The following is an 18,612-nucleotide window of genomic DNA, read 5'->3' on the forward strand; positions in this document are numbered from 1 at the left end:
TCTAGTTAGTGCTTTGTTCTTGGCTCTTTTTGACTTCGCTCAAGGCTGGCAGATCCTCGACGTCTACGGAGACGCCGCTGCCTTCTAGCTGCAGACCGAACAGCTCCTGCAGCGCTCTTTCATGGCTGACAGATCCGGAGTTAGCAGCCAACTGCTTAGCTCGCACCGTCGGCTCGTGCAGCAGCTTGTCCACCACGCGTTTGAGGGCACGGGAGACGTCATCCACCTGCTTTTCATCCAGTTCCGGGTGCTTTTGGTTCAGCCGGGCGACTTCGCATTCGACGAGGTCGGCAGCGCGGCGTCGCAAAGCGGATACCGCAGGAACCACGTCGCGCACGCGCTGTGCGGAAGCGTAGGATTCAAGCTCCTCGTTGACGATGCGGCGAGCCTGCGCGTGCGGACTCGTGCCTGCAGCGACGTCGGTGTCAGCGGCGTTGAGCGAGCGGCTCAGGCGCTCGATGTTAACCAGATCAACGTTGTCGATGTCCGCCGCGGCATCATCGATGTCACGCGGCAGAGAAAGGTCCACGAGCATCAAGGCCTTGCCTTGTGCGCAGTGCTTGGCGACGTCGCTTTCAGTAATGGTGAAGTTCTGCGCACCGGTGGCAGAAATCGCCATGTCTACCTGCCCTAAAGCCTGCGCACGCTGGTCGAAGTCGATGACCTCAGCGCGCACGCCCGCCTCATGCGCATGGGAGGCAAGGCGCTCGGCGCGCTCGCGGGTGCGGTTAGCGATGACCAGCTGGGCGCCCAATCGTCCCGCGTGGGTGGCGGCCAAAGAAGCCATGGCGCCCGCGCCCAGGATAAGCACGCGCTGTCCCTGCAGGTTCTCCTGCCCCATGCGCTGCAGCGCCTGGTCAAAGGCGAAGGAAACCATCGAGGAACCGGCCTCGTCGATGTTGGTCTCGGTGTGCACGCGTTTGCCGGTGTGCAGTGCGGACTGTGCCAAAGCATGCAGGCGTGCGCCGACCGTGCCCTGGTCCGAGGCCGATTGATAAGCCGCGCGCACTTGGCCGATGATTTGTTGCTCGCCCATGACCATGGAATCAAGACCGGAGGTCACCGTCATCAGGTGCTCGGCCGCGGCATCGGCGTAGCGCACGTACAGGTAGCGGCGCAGGTCCTCCTCCGGAACCCCGGAAACCTCAGCCAGCACGTGCACCACGTCCTGGACACCGGTGTGGAAGGAATTGGTGACCGTGTAGACCTCCATTCGGTTACACGTGGAGATGATCATGGCCTCGGAAAGAGATTGTGCAGAAACCAGCTCCCCGCAAGCGGTGTTTTGCACCGCGTCATCCATGCTTAGTTTCTCCAGCAGCGCTACTGGTGCCGACTGGTGGGACATGCCCACGACGAGCACACTCATGCACAATCCTCCACTTTCAGATCAACCCTTTGATTGACATAAATCAACCAAAAGCCTAATAGTTTATCCGGCTTTTGCCGAACTAAGGCTGTGCTAATTAGGGGCTAATTAGGACTAATTAGGGCTAGCCGCAAGCTCGGCTGCGAGCTCTTCGTTGTCTACTTCCCAGCAGGAGAACTCTTCGCCGTCAATGACTACAACGGGCACACGGTCGCCGTATTCCATTGCCAATTCTTGGTCTTCATCAACGTTGCGGATATAAAATTCCGCTCCGGCGGCTTCTACTACTGGGGCAATTTGCTCCCGTACCCTAGCGCAAGAACCGCAGGTAGTACGAACCATCAACTCTACGACACGGCGCGACATATGCCTATTTGCTCCTGACTTTGGCGCTTTATAAAAAGACGCCATTGGTCGAAAGGTTTACTATGGACACGATAGTCCACCTCCCCGTCGAAAGCTGCATGCGTACCCGTGTCCTCTGCGTCCCCCACCCCACCTGGAATGCCCGATTCTCCCCGCGATTTCCTCGCGAATTGGACCGCCAGCCGGGGAAATCTACGCAACTTTCTTGAGAACCAAGCATTAGCGCCGCTTGACGACGACGCGCAAAAGACCGCTGGTGAGGCTGCCGCACGCGCTGCGGTGGATAGCATTTTCGGCCTCGACCTAGAGTCCTATCACTCGGGCGTGGATTCCGTGCAGGGTTCTTTTGAGTCCGCCGGTGCGAAGAAGATCACCCAGCCGGATCCGGATGTCCCACAAGACGCCGGGGCCGCGGCCTTCTTCGACGTGGACAACACACTGATTCAGGGCTCCTCCCTGGTTGCTTTCGCCTTTGGGCTCTACCGCAAGCGCTACTTCAAGCTCCGGGAAATCCTGCCCATTGCGTGGAAGCAGTTGAAGTACCGCGTCTCGGGCAGCGAAAATGCCGATGATGTCGCCGCTGGCCGCGTGCAGGCCTTGGACTTTGTCAAAGGCCGCTCGGTAGAAGACATGGTGGCACTGTGCGAGGAAATCGTCGATGCTTCCCTGACCCGCCGTGCATATCCGGGAACCAATCAGCTGGCGCAGCTGCACGTGGCCGCGGGCCAGCAGGTCTGGCTAGTAACCGCGACCCCGGTACAGCTGGCCCAGGTGCTGGCAAAGCGTTTTGGCTTCACTGGTGCGCTCGGCACCGTGCCTGAGGTAAAAGACGGCAAGTTCACCGGCCGCCTGGTGGGTGATATCCTGCACGGCCCCGGCAAGACCCATGCCGTCGCGGCACTGGCCACCATTGAAGGCCTCGACCTAGAGCGCTGCACCGCCTACTCGGACTCCGTCAACGACGTACCAATGTTGTCGATGGTTGGCACCGCCGTAGCGATTAACCCCGACTCCAAGCTACGCGACGTCGCCGAAGACAACGGCTGGCTCATCCGCGACTACCGGTCTGTGCGCAAAGCCGTGCGCGCCTACGGCCTTCCCGCCCTGGCCACCGCAGCCTTCTCTTATGGCGGCTGGCGCTGGATAAAAAAGTAGCGCCTTTGCAGCAAAAAGGCCCCGGCTCCCTTTCGGGAAACCGAGGCCTAAATGTTTACTTGCCAAGCTTACGACGCTGAACGCGGGTGCGGCGCAGCATCTTGCGGTGCTTCTTCTTGGACATGCGCTTACGGCGCTTCTTGATGACAGAACCCATAGTAGGTTTCCTCACTTTCGAGATCAGTACGTACTAAACCTGCCAGCCACAGCCTGGAAATGGCCGCTAAGGTGCACTTCTCAGCAACCCCACGCTTTGCGAACAAGGCGTGGAAGACGCAGGACCGCTGGCACGAATGGTGACTATCTTACCCAGTCGGGGCCTTCGTACCAAAAAAGACAGTGCCCACCACCGCAGACCAAGCTGGTCAGCAGAGGTGGGCACTGTCAAAGGCGCGAGTATTTTAAGCTCCGTAAACGGAAGCCTCGAGGTACTCGTTAACCGCAGACTCGTGAACGCGGAAAGAGCGTCCAACGCGAACTGCCGGCATTTCGCCTGCGTGAACCAAACGGTAGACAGTCATCTTGGAGACTCGCATGATTTCTGCGACCTCGGCGATGGTCAAAAAGGTTCCCTTATCTTCATTAGCCATAGTTTATCTAACCCTTCAGCCCGTGACGCGCTGTAGGCTTCCCCTCCCACAGGACATTCACGCACGTGCTCGTACCAGCCTATCGTGAAACCTGTGACTAATGCGACCCAAGAGCCAAATTTTTTCCCAGGTGTCCCCCAGCTCTCGCCAAACTCCCCGCGCAACTGGTGTCACACGAGGATCGGCCGCTCTGATTTTTGGTCCACATTGGGGACACCCGTGCGGCTAGGAAGTCTTTAGCCAAGCTCCTTGGCACGCTGTGCGCAGGCTTCTGCCGCACGGTAGAACGCGCCACGCAAGCCGGACTCCTCCAACTCGCGCACTGCTGCCGCAGTCGTGCCGCCTGGGGAGGTAACGCCCGCACGCAATGCGAGCGGCTCACGGCCGGACTCGACGAGCATGGCACCGGCACCAGAAGCGGTCTGGGTGGCCAGCTTCGTCGCAACGTCACGGGTAAGACCCAGCTGCACGCCGGCGTCGACAAGTGCCTCAACAACAAGGAAGAAATAAGCCGGCGCGGAACCTGCCAACGCTGCGGCTGCATCGATGTCCTTTTCAGCAACGACTGCAACTTCACCGACGGCACCCAGAAGCTCCACAACGCCGTCGAATTGCTCATCACTGACGTGGGTACCCGCGGTAGCCGTGCTCATGCCCTTGCCCACCAACATCGGCGTATTCGGCATAACGCGCACAACCGGCACTCCATCACCGGCAGCGGCCTCCAGCTTTTCTAACTGGATGCCAGCAGCCAGGGACACTGCGACAGCGCTTGCAGGAATCTCTGCTTCTGCGAAGACCTCTTCAATGGCATAAGGCTTCACGCAGCCAAAGACGAAGTCTGCATCCTTCACAGCCGCCCTGTTATCGCTCAAGGTCTTAACGCCGTAGGTCTTTTCCAAGTGCGCGCGACGATCCTCGCTGCGGTTAGTCACGACGATGTCCGCACCGGCATAGCCAGCGTTCACAAGGCCCGAAACGAGGGCCTCACCGATTTGTCCTCCACCAAGTACTGCAATTTTTGTCATGCCAACCACAGTGCCAGAAAGCCTGCCGCTAGGCCACCGTGTTACCCGCTCCTTTGTACCTTGGGCTTAGTCTCCTCGCTGTAGATACACAAAAGCGCACCACCTGCTTTAAGCCAAGCGGTGCGTTTTATAACGTGCGATGAATTATCGCCTACATAACGATGAGTAGCGGGCCGAAGGTCAGTACGAGACCAACGAAGACAGCCAGCGCCATCGAGGCGCCATCACGATTGGTACGCAGCACGTGCACCAGAGCAGCCATGAGAGCGGTTACAGCAACGGCCAGGATGGCAACGATGGAGCGGGAGAAGCTATCCCAGAGAATCTCGAAGCCCTTGAATACGATTGCGCCGAGCACGATTCCTACGAGAGCAAGCAGCAAAACAGAGAACGGATTAAGCTTCTCATCTTCTTCCTCGTAATCCGCATCAGACTCGGTCTCGAGCAAGTCCTTCTTCTGAGCCTTTACCGGAACGCTGTCGCCCATTTCCGCGCCAGCGCCCGCCGCAGCGGTGTCAGCAGCCGCGGTGGTTGCCGCAGCAGCCTTAGGAGCCTTGCTGTCGTCCTTGGAATCAGCCTTGGCTTCTTCAGCCTTAGCATCTTTAGCGTCCTGCTTTGCCTCAGGCTTGTCCGTTACGCGCTTGATAACGCGGGTGTCATCGGTAGAAGGCTGGGAAGCCTTTGCATCAGCGGCCTGCTTTTCATCCTGCTCCTGCTCCTGCTTTGGGGCAGGGATGACTGGAGCGGTTTCGTCGATGGAGACATTCGAGTGCTTCGACTCGGCCGGAGTTGCCTTTACTTTTTCCAGGTTGCCGGTGAGCTCGGCAACCGAGACGCCACCGTCTTCCAAGCTACGGCGGCGGCGACGGCGTGAACCGCCCTCAGAATCAGCACCAGCGCGCTCCTTCGAGTTACGGGCGAGGAGCTCCGCTACTGTCAACTGTTTTTCGTCAGCCACGTTTATTTCCTATTCCAGTCCCTTATCGGTTCGTCGCAGAATTACGCCTTCGCGGAGTGCCCACGGGCAGATCTCCAGCTTTTCGATGCCCAAGGCACGCATGCTTGCCTCAGCCACCAAGGCGCCAGCGACGATTTGATGCGATCGGTTAGAACTTACCCCTTCGAGGTCTGCTCTGTCTGCTGCGGTCATGCGGGAGATGAAGGAGATAAGCTGGCGAAGGCCCGGTGCGGTCAGCGTGCGTTTTACATAAGGGCCCGCAGAAGACGGTGCGGCACCGGTCAGTCGCGCCAGCGTACGGAAGGTTTTTGAGGTACCCACAGCAAGCCCCGCGGTACCCATTGCACGCATCTGTTCGGTCACTGGTACCAATTCCGCATCAATGTAGTCACGGAGCATATTAACCTTGGCCTTCTCAGGCGGATCGGTATCGAACCAATTGTGGGTCAAGCGGCCCGCGCCCAGGTCCAGAGAAAATGCCAAGTCGGGATGCTCATCAGTACCGGTGGAAAGCTCTAACGAGCCACCGCCGATGTCCAAGTTAGTGATGCGACCTGCAGACCAGCCGTACCAGCGGCGCACGGCCAGGAACGTCAGACGTGCTTCTTCCTCGCCAGAGAGGATCTCCAGACGTACACCCGTCTGCCTTTCCACCTGATCAAGCACGTACTCAGAGTTCGTGGCTGAACGCACTGCCGAGGTAGCAAAAGCAATGAACTCATGACAGCCCAACTTTTGCCCCAGCTCGTTTGCTTCAGCAACCGCCGAAATCAGCTTCTTCAAGCCTTTTTCGTGGATGTTGCCGTCCTTATCCAACTGCTCCACAAGACGCAGCGGAGTCTTCCAATCGCTCATCGGAGTCGGGCGTCCACCCGTAGCGGCGTCAACCGCAACGAGGTGAACAGTGTTGCTTCCGACGTCTAATACACCTAATCGCACACTCCTAGAGTAGTAGGTCTACCGTGGTTAGGTGTGAATCGCCCGAAATCTAGCTCAAAAAATAACCCAGATTCTCACACGGTTTATCTCGGTTTTCCCAGCTCTTCCCCCGCTGCCTCCTCGATCCTTGCAGGCCGGGAGGAGGCACCCGATTTTCCACGGGAATGGTTCGAATTCACCAATCCGACAGACCCCCACCATGTCTTTTCAATCGATCTCACGTGGGTCGAATCGCACTACACGTGTCAGTTCGGCACCGCGGCTTGCCACGGCATCGATGCCAGCCAACCCGACGTCGGATGTTGCGTCCATGGCGCGTACATGGCTGATGAAACGGATCGAGAGCAGCTTTACGACGCCGTCGAGCGCATGCCAGAAAAGTACTGGCAGCTACGCCCAGCTGGGGTAGATAGATACCTTTCCGCCGAAGACCCCACCGAGCTAGAACCCTGGCTCGTATGGGACGAGCTCGACGGGGACGACGGGGAACCAGAGCCAGCGCTTAAAACGCCCATCGTCGATGGCGCCTGCATCTTTGCCAACCGCGCGGGTTGGGCCACCGGCGCGGGCTGCGCACTGCATCAGTGGGCAATGGCAGAAGGCGAAGAGCTGACAGTGGTCAAGCCGGAAGTGTGCTGGCAGCTGCCGCTGCGCCGCCATGAGGAATATGAAGAGCGTCCAGACGGCCAGGAAATCCTGCGCACCACCATCGGCGAATATGATCGCCGCGGTTGGGGCGGCGGCGGAGAAGACTTCGATTGGTATTGCTCCGCTGATGCGGCCTGCCATACCTCGCCGGAACCCATGTGGCTCTCTCAGAAAACTGAGCTCATTGCCCTAATGGGCGAGGAATGCTACGAAATCCTGGCTGCTCACTGCGCCGCACGAGCCGAAGCAGCCAAGGCTGGCGTTAACCTCACGCGGCACCCGGCCAGCGTGAAGGCCAACGCTTACTAAGGCGCCTATTAAAGTTCGAACTTGTAGCCCAGACCGCGCACCGTCACTAGGTGCTGCGGGCGGGAAGGCTCTGCCTCGATCTTCGAGCGCAGGCGCTTGACGTGCACGTCTAGGGTCTTGGTATCGCCCACGTAGTCAGCGCCCCAAATACGATCAATCAGCTGGCCGCGGGTAAGAACGCGTCCTGCATTACGCAGCAGGTACTCCAGCAGGTCGAATTCCTTCAGCGGCATCGAGACTGCCTCGCCGTCGACAGTGACGGTGTGACGCTCAACGTCCATGCGTACGCGGCCGCCCTCAAGAATCTGCTCGTCGAATTCCTCCTGCGGATTCTCAGAAGCAGAGTCTTGGCCGCGGCGCAGAACCGCGCGAATACGCGCAATCAGCTCACGGGAAGAATAGGGCTTGGTCACATAATCGTCTGCGCCCAGCTCGAGGCCGACGACCTTATCGATCTCCGAGTCACGGGCCGTGACCATGATCACCGGAACCGAGGACGTCGAACGCAGCTGCTTGCACACATCGGTGCCGGACATTCCCGGCAACATGAGATCCAGAAGAACGATGTCGACGGAGTTCTTCGCAAACTCCTCGAGGGCGGTCGGACCATCCGGCGCAAGGATGACGTCAAAGCCTTCCTTGCGTAGAAGGAACGCTAGTGGATCGGCCAGCGACTCTTCATCTTCAACGATGAGGATGTTGGTCATTGTGCTTTGTCCTTTCGACGTGCGGCTACGCGAGCGACGGCACGAGGAAGCCCAGGCGCAGCTGAGCTGACGGCACCATCTACTTCATTATCCTGATTCTCTACGTTATCCGCTGCAGTTTCGTCTTTGTAAATAGGTAGCTCGATCGTGAAGGTCGAGCCCGTGCCCGGCCGCGACCACAGCTTGATGTTGCCACCGTGGTTGGCCACAACGTGCTTAACGATAGCCAGTCCCAGACCCGTGCCACCGGTCTGGCGCGAGCGAGCTTTATCCACGCGGAAGAAGCGCTCGAAGACTCGCTTTTGGTCCTCCGGGGCGATACCGATTCCGCGGTCAGTCACGCGCACGAGCACGATATCGGTACCGACGATCTTGAGGGTCACCGACACCGGCATCTCATCCGGCGAGTAATGGATTGCATTGGAGATGAGGTTGGAAATAGCGGTGATAAGCAGCGCCTTATCGCCCTTGACCTGCACTCCCACCGGCTTGCCGCGGGTAAGTTCATTCTGATGTGAATCGGCTGCCAACTGATTGCGGGAGATTGCTTCATCCACCAATTCATCAAGATTTAGCGGCTCCATCTCCGGCAGCGCCTCCGCACCTTGAAGCTTGGAAAGCGCGATCAGCTCGTTGACCATATCCGCCATGCGGTTGGCTTCTTTTTGTAGTTTGCCACCGAAGTATTCCACGGTTTCAACGTCAGCCGGGTCATTGAGCAGAGCCTCCGCCAGCAATGCGATGCCGCCGACAGGGGTCTTAAGCTCGTGGGAGACATTCGCCACAAAGTCGCGGCGAGCGGCTTCCATGCGCACAGACTCCGATTCGTCGGTGCCGTAGACGATGACGAAGCGGTCGTCGTTAAGCGTCAGCGGCTTAACCACCGCCAGCACCTGAGTCACTCGGTTACCGGTACGGCGCTTCGGAATGGAAAGGTCAAGCGAGCGCGTTTCCTTGTCCGCGAAGACCTCCTCCGCGACCTTCCAGATATCCGGATTAACAGTGCGATCATGGACCAAAGACATCTCATGGGCTGAAGGATTAGAAAGGATGACCTCCTTCGAGCGCGAGAGAACCGTGATGCCTGTCGGCGCGCCTTGGATAGCCAAGTGCAAAACCTGGCTCACGGTAGTGACTCTGTTGGAATCAGCATCATTAGATTTGCGGAAACGCTCGATGCGCCCGCGCACCCAAGAGATCACCGGTAGAGCGAAGGCGCAAACCACCACGCCGGCTAGAAAAGCTAAAAATAATTCCACGTATCTATTACCAGTTAAAACAAAACAATCCCCAGGGAGTATAGACCCCCGGGGAATTGTACGCAGTACTTCTTTAGCCCTTACTTGCCGCCCTGTGCCGCAACAGCTGCGGCGCCGGCAGCAGCAGCTTCCGGATCCAGGTAGGTGCCGCCTGGGTTCTGGACGCTGCCGTCTTCCGCAATCTCGTAGACAAGCGGAATTCCCGTAGGAATATTGAGGCCAGCGATGTCTTCGTCAGAGATGTTGTCCAGGTGCTTAACCAGCGCACGCAGGGAGTTGCCGTGTGCGGCGATGAGGACCACCTCGCCCTTCTTGGCGCGCGGAAGGATCTCTTCCTCGAAGTAAGGAACGAGGCGCTCAACGACGTCCTTCAGGCACTCGGTGCGCGGAACCTGCTCCAGGTCGCCGTAGCGCGGGTCGTTGCTCTGGGAGTACTCGGAGGAATCTTCCAGCTCTGGCGGCGGGGTGCCGTAGGAACGGCGCCATGCCATGAACTGCTCTTCGCCGTACTTGTCTTTAGTCTCTGCCTTGTTCAGGCCCTGCAGAGCGCCGTAGTGGCGCTCGTTGAGACGCCAATCGCGCACGACCGGGATCCAGTGGCGGTCTGCCGCGTTAAGCGCAATGTTTGCGGTGCGGATAGCACGGCGCAGCAGTGAGGTGTAGAGAACCTCCGGCAGCAGGCCCTTTTCCTTCAGCAGCTCGCCGCCGCGCTTTGCTTCTGCCTCGCCCTTTGCGGTGAGGTCCACGTCGACCCAACCGGTGAACTGGTTGGATTCGTTCCACTGGGATTGTCCGTGTCGAAGAAGAATAAGCTTTCCTTGAGTCATGCCTTCAAGCATGCCAGTTTTTAATGGCCCGCGCTGCAACTTTTAGCCCTCAGAGGTAACCGAAAATTTCCTACAATGGGCTTTTATTGCTCAAGAAATCTAAATCACAATTAAATGGAAAACACTCGCCGAAAGCAGAAGCTGCCATGCACGTCATTCAGATAGCCCCACCCCACTTGGAAAACAATCATTTGCCTTCCCTAGCGCTGCGCGTATGCCACGAGGCGGACAGCGCATTGCTTAAATACCTCGCAGGCAACGATGATTTCTGCGAGTCCATGGACAGCTTGCTCAATAGTTTGCGTCCAAGTTCCCAGCGCCTTTCCTTCCTGCTCGCCGCCTGCGAGCAGGAAGGCCAGCTGCGCGCCCAGGAGGATGAGACCGACCTCGGTGCGCGCGGGTTCCTGCGAGTAAACATGCCGCTGACGGGTGAGACCACGCTGGCCTATTTGGCCCCCATCTTCGTCGATGACTACAGCGAAGAAGTTCTCGATGCGCTCTTGGATGCGGCCGCGGAGCTCATGGCACAGCACGGCCGCACCACCATTACATTGGATGTTGACTTTGCTATAGGCGGGCTTGACGACGACCCCCGCGCCGCCGCTTTCACAGGCCACGGCTTTGTACTCGGCATCGTGGAGCAGGCTTGCCAGCTTGAACTCTCCAAAGCCGAGCCAGCGCAGCTGCCTGCAGGCCTGCGCGCCGAGTACTTCGAGGGCCACCTCCTGCCCGAGCACCTCTCGGACCACACCGACTCTTTCCTTGAGATCCTCTCAATTGCTGACCTCGACGTCCCCACCGCCGAAGGCCCCATCGAGCGCGAGTGGACCGAAGAAATGCTGCAGGAAGCCGCAAAGCACCATGCTCGCTCCAAGACGGTCACGGCCAATGCGGTTCTCATCGATGAAGAAGGCATCGCCGCCCTCTCCGTGCTGCTCCTCGATCCCTCACACCCCGAAGTAGCCAAGCAAGAGCTGACCATCACCCACCGCCGCGCCCGTGGCCGTGGCTGGGGCATGCTGGTCAAGCAGGCGCTCTGGGGCGAAGCCGCTGCCCGCTACCCACGCTTAAAGCGTGTCACCACCTACAACGCGCTGAGTAACGAGCGCATGCTCGCCATCAACGCGAAGCTGGGCATTGAGCCGAAGTTCTGGTGGACTTCCTGGACGAAGTCACTCGCGAGTTAAGAATCCGAGCTCCCGACCATGGGAGCCTTCTTCTGCCAGCAGAAACAAAGGGATGCGAGCGCTACCACCATCACGGGTATCGCTATTGTCATTCGGCCGATATTCGTGACCGTCTCCGGCCAAGCGCTAAAGGCTACAGTCCACAATGGAGTATTCGCTAGGACATCTCCGCCCAACGTAAGCGAAATGATCGTAAACACGATGCTCAGAGCAAGCGTGAACGTGCTCCCGAATCGGGCATTTAATAACAAGCTTGCCAAAGCGATAATGGTGCCCACTGCAATGCTGAGCACGAGTCGGCGAAGCTCATCGCCAAGCGCCCCGCCAGCAATGAGCCCCGCAAGCAAGCTGCATGCTGACATTTCAGCGACCACGCTGATTAACCAGTAGATCAAGGTGCTTCGGCACCCTCGATATTCGAGCAACATCAACGGCCAACTATCGCGCAGTGCAGCCCATCCCAGCACGGGTGCAAGCCCCGATCCGATGGGCAAAATGCCGAACACGAACAGGCCATGGACATAAGAGGCCGGGTACAGCAAAGCGGTAAATACCAGCAGCGTTGCGCTAAGAACCATGCAGGCCACTAGCGCTGGTGCCGTAGCCGCAAAGCAAAGCGCTAAAAATGGCCGTGGCCGTTGTGCACAGTCCCTTGTAACCACAGCGGGTTTCCACCCCACCCCAGGTTCGTTTGCTGTCGCTTTCGAGCGTCGGACTAGCCGTGGGTGCCAGCTATCTGGTGCCCAGAGCGCTGCTGCAATTCCCACCAGAGCAAGAAGAACGCACAAAGCTAATGCGTTCCATGGTTTCTCAGCTGCCAAAGGCGCACCTGGTTCAAGTGGAACGGAGTTTCGGTGAATGCCCATAATCGGCAGTACAGCTCGCACCGGCCACGCTGGCGGGCAAATCCACCAATTGTCGGCTTCCACGACGGGATTTAGAGCAAAGAATAGTTGCCAGATAACAAACACTACGAGTGTCACTACCAAGTTAGTCAGGCGCGCTACTGCTGCTGCCAATCCAGCAATGCCAATCGAGCCGACAAAGCACAGCACACCGACAGCGAGAATGCGTGAGCTATTCTCGCGCGAATAGACGGCTAACCAACTTCCGCCGAAATTAATTACATGAAATACAGCAATGCTGAGGAGGACAACGAGGAGGCGGGCCAACCTCTCGGCATTCAAGAATCGCATCCTTCGCACCTTCGGAAGTCCCGCCAAACGCATATGCGTCCCGCCAAACCGAGCACGCTTCTCCCGTGCCTCCGCAGCTGCAGCAAACATTGCAACAAGTGGAGCCGCCATCCCGGTGACATACATTGATTGCCACATGAGTACGCCCGTCGCATCGGTGGCAGGAGATGCAAGGCGAGAAAGGTTATATGTCAGAAGGACCAAAGGCACGGCTATCAAAGGCAACCACACCAACGAAGTACCGCGAGCGCGCAACAGCTCGGTATGAAGCTGACGCCTAAACATTGCGTCCCCCTGCGGTGAGGCGGAAGAACTCTTCTTCCAAGTTTCCTTCCGGAGCCAAATCTCGCAGAGGCCCCGAATAAACGATTTCACCTTGTGCCAGCACAGAAATGTTATCTGCGAGATGAAGTACTTCCCCAAGTTGGTGAGAACTAACTAGAACCGTGCCGCCTCGCGCAGCCCAGTCACGCAGGAGCTCGCGTAGCTCGCTGATTCCTTGCGGGTCAAGGCCATTTTGCGGCTCATCAAGTACGAGCACTTCGGGGTCGCCGAGAATAGCTTGTCCTAGGGCCAACCTAGCTTTCATTCCGGTGGAAAAACTCTTGGCTTTCTTGCCACCGACGTCCGCCAGCCCAACCACAGCAAGGGCCCGATCGGCCTCCTCCGCGGGCAGACCAAGCAATCTTGTGTGCACAAGGAGGTTATTCCGTGCGCTGAGGTGACCGTAGAAAGCTGGCCCATTCAAGGACGCACCGACCGTGGGCAGCTCACCGATGGTTCCAGAATCTGCAGATGAAAGTCCCAACAAAATCGACATCAGGGTGGACTTTCCCGCGCCGTTTCGCCCAAGCAAAGCATGTACTCGTCCAGGAGTTACTGAAAGCGAGACGTCGTTGAGGACTCGCTGGTTCCCGAACGACTTGGTGACACGTGACAAGCTAAGTGATGAGGACATGAAAGAAGTATGTCGCCGTAGCTTCTTTCCTGTATCCCCTAGCAGAACCAACCTTGGTCTGAAGTTCTCCTACTGCAGTAGGACTTTTTGGCCTAGCAACACCAAAGCCACGCGGTCCCTAGCTTGGAGCTTCGACATGAGCGAGGAAACGTGCGTCTTAACTGTGGTCTCAGCGAGGACGAGTTCTTGGGCAATTTCCCGGTTAGTCGCGCCACTAGTGATCAGCCGCAGCACTTCCAACTCGCGTCGAGTCACTAACGCAAGCCCTTGCCTTTGCGCTGCTGACAGTTCGGTTCGTCCAGCAATCGCTGCGCGATAGCCCTCCAAAACGGTTCCGGTCACTCCGCTTGCTAGGACGGCTTCTCCTGCATGAACCGCACGAACAGCCCCTACGAGCACCTCCGGATCAGAGTCCTTGAGAAGGAAACCATGAACTCCCGCGAGTAATGCAGAACGAACCAGCTCCTCTTCATTGAACGTCGTAAGCATGATTACTCGGAGTGAGGCGTTCCTCGCCAAAAGCGCGTTTGCCGCAGCAATTCCATCCATTCCCGGCATCCGAATATCAAGAATCGCAATATCGAGCGAATGCGCAACTGCAGCCTCGACGGCTGCTTGCCCATCACCAACCGCGGCAACGACCTGAATGTCCCCTGCGGCATTAAGAATGGTTTCCAACGCACTGCGCAGCAACGGCTGGTCATCAGCAAGAAGTACTCGAATCATTATGTTGTCCTCTGCGGAAATTGTGCTTCAACTAAGAAGTGCCGAGCGTCTCCGGAGGTACGCACCCAGCCACCCAATGCTGTAGCCCTTTCGGCGATTCCCACCAAACCTACACCGGCTCCAGATGTCTCTCCTTGAGGTCTACCCCATGACTCAACACTCAGCACAGCAGAATCAGAAAATTTCAGGCGAACTGTCGCCCCTGTCCCTTGGTGGCGAAGCACATTAGTTAGCGTCTCCGTGATAATCCGGACCACCGCCAATTGGGTTAGCGCAGGAAAGGCTACAGAGGAATCGGGAAGCTCTGCGCTGATATCAAGGCCTGCAGCGCGAAAACCGTCAACGATCTTCGGGATATCAGCTAGTTGACGAGATGGCTCGCGCGTTGTCGGCGCCCGTAGCGACGACACAATTGAACGCACCTCCGCGAGCGCTCCGTCCGCTTCAGTTCGGATAGTGCGCAATGCTTCCTCCGATGTCCCCGAAGCAACAAGACCAGCATTTGCTTGAACTTTGATGAGGGTCAGCGAATGAGCTAGTACGTCATGTAGTTCACGCGCGATAAGAAGCCGCTCTTCTTCCTGAGCTTCACGCTGTCGCGCCTGCCGTTCCAGCTCCTTGTCACGCAAACGCACCGCAACTACATAAACGAGCAACAAAAGTAGCCAGTGGAAAAGGAAAGTAAATAGAAAATCCGTTCCGCTTCGGTATCGCTCGGTCAGGTCTGGTTGCAGCTTCCACATGAACGGCGAAGCGAAGGTGCCAGCGAACGTTGCGCCGAGAATAGCCTTTGGAATCCACCGTTCTTCACATAAACGCGCAGAAGAATAAACAGCTAAAGGCGCAGCGACCAACCACGGAGAGAATCCAGAGTTAACCGGAAGCGCCCAAAACCAAATGATCGCCCATAAACCGAGGCAGAAAATCATGCCTGCCGAAGCAAAAGCAGGACGCGAGCGCCAAATAACAAAGAACGGGACGAAAGCCCACGAAACCACAGCTTGTGCGGTGTAAATCCCCATGGGCAGCGGCCCCGATACCAGGGTGTACAAGAGCGCCAGTAGCACGGCCAAGCCCGCAAGCAGCACATCACCTAAGCGGAGAGTGCGCAGTAAAGTCATGACTTTAGACATCAAGTCTTTTGTCCCGCTACTTAGTAACCAATTGCCCGGCGCGCATGGCAATCCGGGACTTCGATGTGCAGGGCTTCCTCGTAGATCTGGGCAAGAACGCTGGCGGATTCAGCCCAGCTGAACTTCGCGGCGTGGCTGACGGCGGCTTCGCCCATGCTGATGCGCAGCGGGTCGTCGTCAAGCAAGTGCTCCAAGGCATCCGCCCAAGCCTCGGGTGAGTGGCCGTCGACGAGCTCGCCGGTCTTTCCATCTGCCACTGCGATGGGTAGGCCGCCCACGCGCGCAGCGATGACGGGGGTACCGGAGGCCTGTGCCTCCAAAGCCACCAACCCGAAGGACTCGTTGTAGCTGGGCACCGCCACCAGATCGGCCGCGCGGTAAATGGAGACCAACTCCTCCGGCGGACGCGGGCTTAGAAAGCGCACATGCTTGGAAAGCCCCAGCTTGTGCACCAGGTTCTGGTAGTACTCCGGCGTCGAGTTTGCACCCGATGGGCCGCCGCAGAACAGCACGCGGATATTGCGATAAGGATCGCGCTCAATGAGCTCAGCGGTTGCACGAATGAGAACCTCCGGGCCCTTGAACTTCTGCAGTCGGCCCACGAAGGCCACGACCTTGGTGTGAATCGGAATGCCCAGCTCGCGGCGCGAACGCTCTGTGTTGCGGTTGGTGCCCGGAGTAAACAGCTCAACGTCAGCGCCGGGCGAGACCACCTTGATGCGGGAAGGGTCGGCGTCGTAATGCTCGACCAAATCCTGCGCCTCCTGCTTCGTATTCACAACGAGCAGGTCAGCGTTATCGACCAACTGCTGCTCGCAGATGCGGCGCGCTTCCGATTCACGCGCATCGTCCGCGGTGCGGTGAGCATTCTTTACCGCCGCCAAAGTATGCGCCGTGTGCACCAGCGGCACGCCCCACAGATCACGCAGCAGCCAGCCCACCTGGCCGGAGAGCCAGTAGTGCGTATGAATAAGGTCATATTCCAGCCCAAAGCATTTCACGAACTGCACCAGGCCACCGGCAAAGGCGATCATCTGCGTGGGAAGGTCTTCCTTATCAAGGCCCTCGTACGGGCCGGCCACGATGTTGATAACCCGGAGGCGCTCTTCAATCTCGACGACTTCCCCCTGGCTAGGCCGGGTAGCACGGGTAAAGACATCGACCTCTACTCCCTGCTTAGCCAGCTGCCGCGCGATACTAAGAACGTAGACATTCATGCCGCCGGCATCGCCGGAACCGGGCTGCTCGATAGGGGAGGTATGCAGAGAAATCATCGCGATGCGCATAGCTACACAGTCTAGCGTTCCCTATTCGTGGCTATACTGGCCCGTGCTAAAACTTACGTAACCGAAAGGTGCTGAATTCCCCATGTCGGCAATCGACAACAAGGAGTGGCTCCAGTTCTACCCAGAGTGGACACCACATCACCTTGACTACGGAGACACCACTCTCCTCGACATTTACGACAACAATCTGGCAATCAACCCGGATAAGCCCGCGACGTACTTCTTTGGCAAGACCCAGACTTTTGCTGAGCTCGACCGCCAAGTTCGCCGCGCGGCCGCCGGCCTCCGGGCATTTGGAGTGCGCCCAGGTGACAAAGTGGCCATCGTCGCCCCGAACTGCCCGCAGTACGTTGCGGCCTTCTACGCCATCCTGAAGCTCGGCGCCATCGCCGTGCTGCACAACCCGCTCTACACTGCGCACGAGCTGGAGGGGTTGTTCAAAGACCACGGCGCCCGCATCGCGATTGCCTGGGACAAGACGGCTTCGACCCTGGAGAAGCTGCGCGGCACCACGAACCTTGAGACGGTCATCTCCATCAACATGATCGATGCGATGCCAACGACTCAGAAGCTGGCGCTGAAGTACCTGCCATTTCTAAAGTCCAAGCGCGAGCAGCTTTCTACCCACGCAAAGAACACCGTGACCTGGGATAGCCTCATCGGCAACGCGATTGGCGGCGACGGCCGCGACGTCAAGACACCGGAGGACATCACCAAGGACACCGTGGCGGTCATCATGTACACCTCCGGCACCACGGGGCAGCCAAAGGGCGCGCAGCTTTCCCACGGCAACTTCTTTGCCGTGATTCTGCAGGGCAAGCACTGGGTCCCTGGCCTGGGCGATAAGCCAGAGCGCATGCTGTGTGCGCTGCCGTTTTTCCACGCTTATGGCCTGGTCATGAACGTCATCCTACAGCCGCTCATCGGTGGCGAACTGGTCATCATCCCGAAGCCGGACATCTCCCTCATCATGGACTTGATGAAGAAGCACACCCCGACGTGGATTCCGGGCGTGCCGACCCTCTACGAGCGCATCGTGAAGGCAGCTGAGGAAGACAACATTGATATCAAGGGCGTGCGCGCGGCTTTCTCCGGCGCCTCCACCCTGCCTGTCGATACCGTGGAAAAGTGGGAAGAATATACCGGCGGCCTGCTGGTTGAAGGCTATGGCCTAACCGAGTGCTCCCCCATCATCGTGGGCAACCCGATGAGCACCGATCGCCGCCCAGGTTACGTGGGCATCCCGTTCCCGGATACCGAGATCCGCATCGCAAACCCGGACAACCTGGACGAAACCCAGCCCGACGGCGTCGAGGGTGAGGTCCTCGCCCGCGGCCACCAGATATTCAAGGGCTACCTCAACAACCCTGAGGCCACCGAGGCTGCCTTCCACGACGACTGGTTCCGCACCGGCGACATGGGCATCATGGAAGAAGACGGCTTCATCCGCCTGGTTTCGCGTATCAAGGAAATCATCATCACCGGCGGCTTCAACGTCTATCCAGGTGAGGTCGAAGAGGTACTGCGTACACACCCGGCGATTGACGACGTCGCGGTTGTCGGCCGCCCGCGCTCCGACGGCTCTGAGGACGTCGTGGCCTGCATCGACTTGGCCAACGGCGTGGCGCTCGACCCTGAAGGTTTGAAGGAATTCTGCCGCGAGCGGCTCACCCGCTACAAGGTGCCGCGTACCTTCTACCACTTCGAGGAACTGGCCAAGGACCAGATGGGCAAGATTCGCCGCCGCGAGGTCCAGGCCGATCTGCTCGAGCGCCTGGAAAAAGAGAAGGCTGGGCAGTAGCCGCTGCTTCCGGCTCGACTTCCCGGTCCCTTCCAAAAGCTCCCCTTCAAAAGCTCTTTTTGCTCAGCTCCCATCGCCGGGCAAAAAGAGCTTTTGGCCGTTTTCTGACGAGCTTCTACTCGACATACAACCCTTTGAAAGGGAACTTTTGCACGGGACCAAAAAGAGCA

Annotated in this window: 19 protein-coding genes; 4 read left to right on the forward strand and 15 right to left on the reverse strand. The window is 58.3% G+C overall.

What is annotated here, in order from left to right; all coding sequences use genetic code 11:
- Nucleotide 1 precedes the first annotated feature (1 nt).
- A complete protein-coding gene (locus WM42_RS05060) occupies nucleotides 2–1,369 on the reverse strand; it encodes a glutamyl-tRNA reductase (protein ID WP_062036012.1) in 1,368 nt (455 codons plus the stop codon).
- 114 nt (nucleotides 1,370–1,483) lie between these two features.
- Nucleotides 1,484–1,735, reverse strand: coding sequence for a glutaredoxin family protein (locus WM42_RS05065; protein WP_062036015.1), 252 nt, complete (start codon nucleotides 1,733–1,735; stop codon nucleotides 1,484–1,486).
- A gap of 138 nt (nucleotides 1,736–1,873) precedes the next feature.
- Between WM42_RS05065 and WM42_RS05070 the strand changes: the two genes are divergently transcribed.
- Complete coding sequence (locus WM42_RS05070; RefSeq protein ID WP_062039201.1) at nucleotides 1,874–2,890, forward strand: HAD-IB family hydrolase; 1,017 nt, start codon at nucleotides 1,874–1,876, stop codon at nucleotides 2,888–2,890.
- 55 nt (nucleotides 2,891–2,945) lie between these two features.
- On the opposite strand, the gene WM42_RS12920 is transcribed toward WM42_RS05070, so the two are convergent.
- The 5 genes from WM42_RS12920 to WM42_RS05090 form a co-directional block, all read right to left on the reverse strand.
- Complete coding sequence (locus tag WM42_RS12920; RefSeq protein ID WP_003855542.1) at nucleotides 2,946–3,047, reverse strand: 30S ribosomal protein bS22; 102 nt, start codon at nucleotides 3,045–3,047, stop codon at nucleotides 2,946–2,948.
- Between the two features lie 244 nt (nucleotides 3,048–3,291).
- Nucleotides 3,292–3,480 (reverse strand): helix-turn-helix domain-containing protein, encoded by a 189-nt coding sequence (locus tag WM42_RS05075; RefSeq protein ID WP_005527601.1) that lies wholly within the window; start codon nucleotides 3,478–3,480, stop codon nucleotides 3,292–3,294.
- 236 nt (nucleotides 3,481–3,716) lie between these two features.
- The gene (gene proC / locus WM42_RS05080; RefSeq protein ID WP_062036017.1) at nucleotides 3,717–4,508 is read right to left on the reverse strand and encodes a pyrroline-5-carboxylate reductase; all 792 of its coding nucleotides are present in this window, start codon (nucleotides 4,506–4,508) and stop codon (nucleotides 3,717–3,719) included.
- A gap of 151 nt (nucleotides 4,509–4,659) precedes the next feature.
- On the reverse strand, nucleotides 4,660–5,466 hold the full coding sequence (locus WM42_RS05085) for an Rv0497 family membrane protein (protein WP_062036019.1): 807 nt from the start codon (nucleotides 5,464–5,466) through the stop codon (nucleotides 4,660–4,662).
- Between the two features lie 9 nt (nucleotides 5,467–5,475).
- The gene (locus WM42_RS05090) at nucleotides 5,476–6,405 is read right to left on the reverse strand and encodes a Ppx/GppA family phosphatase (RefSeq protein ID WP_082787636.1); all 930 of its coding nucleotides are present in this window, start codon (nucleotides 6,403–6,405) and stop codon (nucleotides 5,476–5,478) included.
- A 33-nt stretch (nucleotides 6,406–6,438) separates the two neighbouring features.
- Between WM42_RS05090 and WM42_RS05095 the strand changes: the two genes are divergently transcribed.
- Complete coding sequence (locus WM42_RS05095; RefSeq protein WP_062036031.1) at nucleotides 6,439–7,362, forward strand: DUF3109 family protein; 924 nt, start codon at nucleotides 6,439–6,441, stop codon at nucleotides 7,360–7,362.
- 8 nt (nucleotides 7,363–7,370) lie between these two features.
- On the opposite strand, the gene WM42_RS05100 is transcribed toward WM42_RS05095, so the two are convergent.
- The 3 genes from WM42_RS05100 to WM42_RS05110 form a co-directional block, all read right to left on the reverse strand.
- Nucleotides 7,371–8,069, reverse strand: a complete 699-nt coding sequence (locus WM42_RS05100; protein ID WP_062036033.1) for a response regulator transcription factor — start codon at nucleotides 8,067–8,069, stop codon at nucleotides 7,371–7,373.
- On the reverse strand, nucleotides 8,066–9,328 hold the full coding sequence (locus tag WM42_RS05105; protein WP_062036034.1) for a sensor histidine kinase: 1,263 nt from the start codon (nucleotides 9,326–9,328) through the stop codon (nucleotides 8,066–8,068). The genes WM42_RS05100 and WM42_RS05105 overlap by 4 nt, the downstream gene beginning before the upstream one ends.
- An 80-nt stretch (nucleotides 9,329–9,408) precedes the next feature.
- Complete coding sequence (locus tag WM42_RS05110) at nucleotides 9,409–10,155, reverse strand: phosphoglyceromutase (RefSeq protein WP_062039203.1); 747 nt, start codon at nucleotides 10,153–10,155, stop codon at nucleotides 9,409–9,411.
- Between the two features lie 146 nt (nucleotides 10,156–10,301).
- Between WM42_RS05110 and WM42_RS05115 the strand changes: the two genes are divergently transcribed.
- Nucleotides 10,302–11,342: a hypothetical protein gene (locus tag WM42_RS05115; RefSeq protein ID WP_062036036.1), complete on the forward strand. Its 1,041-nt coding sequence runs from the start codon at nucleotides 10,302–10,304 to the stop codon at nucleotides 11,340–11,342.
- Here the strand turns inward: WM42_RS05115 and WM42_RS05120 are convergent.
- The 5 genes from WM42_RS05120 to mshA form a co-directional block, all read right to left on the reverse strand.
- Complete coding sequence (locus WM42_RS05120) at nucleotides 11,339–12,538, reverse strand: ABC-2 family transporter permease (RefSeq protein WP_145915038.1); 1,200 nt, start codon at nucleotides 12,536–12,538, stop codon at nucleotides 11,339–11,341. The genes WM42_RS05115 and WM42_RS05120 overlap by 4 nt on opposite strands.
- A 277-nt stretch (nucleotides 12,539–12,815) precedes the next feature.
- Complete coding sequence (locus tag WM42_RS05125; RefSeq protein WP_062036040.1) at nucleotides 12,816–13,496, reverse strand: ATP-binding cassette domain-containing protein; 681 nt, start codon at nucleotides 13,494–13,496, stop codon at nucleotides 12,816–12,818.
- Nucleotides 13,497–13,565: 69 nt separating this feature from the next.
- Complete coding sequence (locus tag WM42_RS05130; protein WP_062036042.1) at nucleotides 13,566–14,222, reverse strand: response regulator; 657 nt, start codon at nucleotides 14,220–14,222, stop codon at nucleotides 13,566–13,568.
- Nucleotides 14,222–15,343, reverse strand: a complete 1,122-nt coding sequence (locus WM42_RS05135) for a sensor histidine kinase (RefSeq protein ID WP_082785879.1) — start codon at nucleotides 15,341–15,343, stop codon at nucleotides 14,222–14,224. The genes WM42_RS05130 and WM42_RS05135 overlap by 1 nt, the downstream gene beginning before the upstream one ends.
- A 32-nt stretch (nucleotides 15,344–15,375) precedes the next feature.
- Nucleotides 15,376–16,641 (reverse strand): D-inositol-3-phosphate glycosyltransferase, encoded by a 1,266-nt coding sequence (gene mshA / locus WM42_RS05140; protein WP_062036047.1) that lies wholly within the window; start codon nucleotides 16,639–16,641, stop codon nucleotides 15,376–15,378.
- A gap of 82 nt (nucleotides 16,642–16,723) precedes the next feature.
- Between mshA and WM42_RS05145 the strand changes: the two genes are divergently transcribed.
- On the forward strand, nucleotides 16,724–18,442 hold the full coding sequence (locus tag WM42_RS05145) for a long-chain-fatty-acid--CoA ligase (RefSeq protein ID WP_062036049.1): 1,719 nt from the start codon (nucleotides 16,724–16,726) through the stop codon (nucleotides 18,440–18,442).
- Nucleotides 18,443–18,612: the final 170 nt, after the last annotated feature.

It is taken from the genome of Corynebacterium simulans (assembly GCF_001586215.1).
GTDB classification, from domain to species: domain Bacteria; phylum Actinomycetota; class Actinomycetes; order Mycobacteriales; family Mycobacteriaceae; genus Corynebacterium; species Corynebacterium simulans.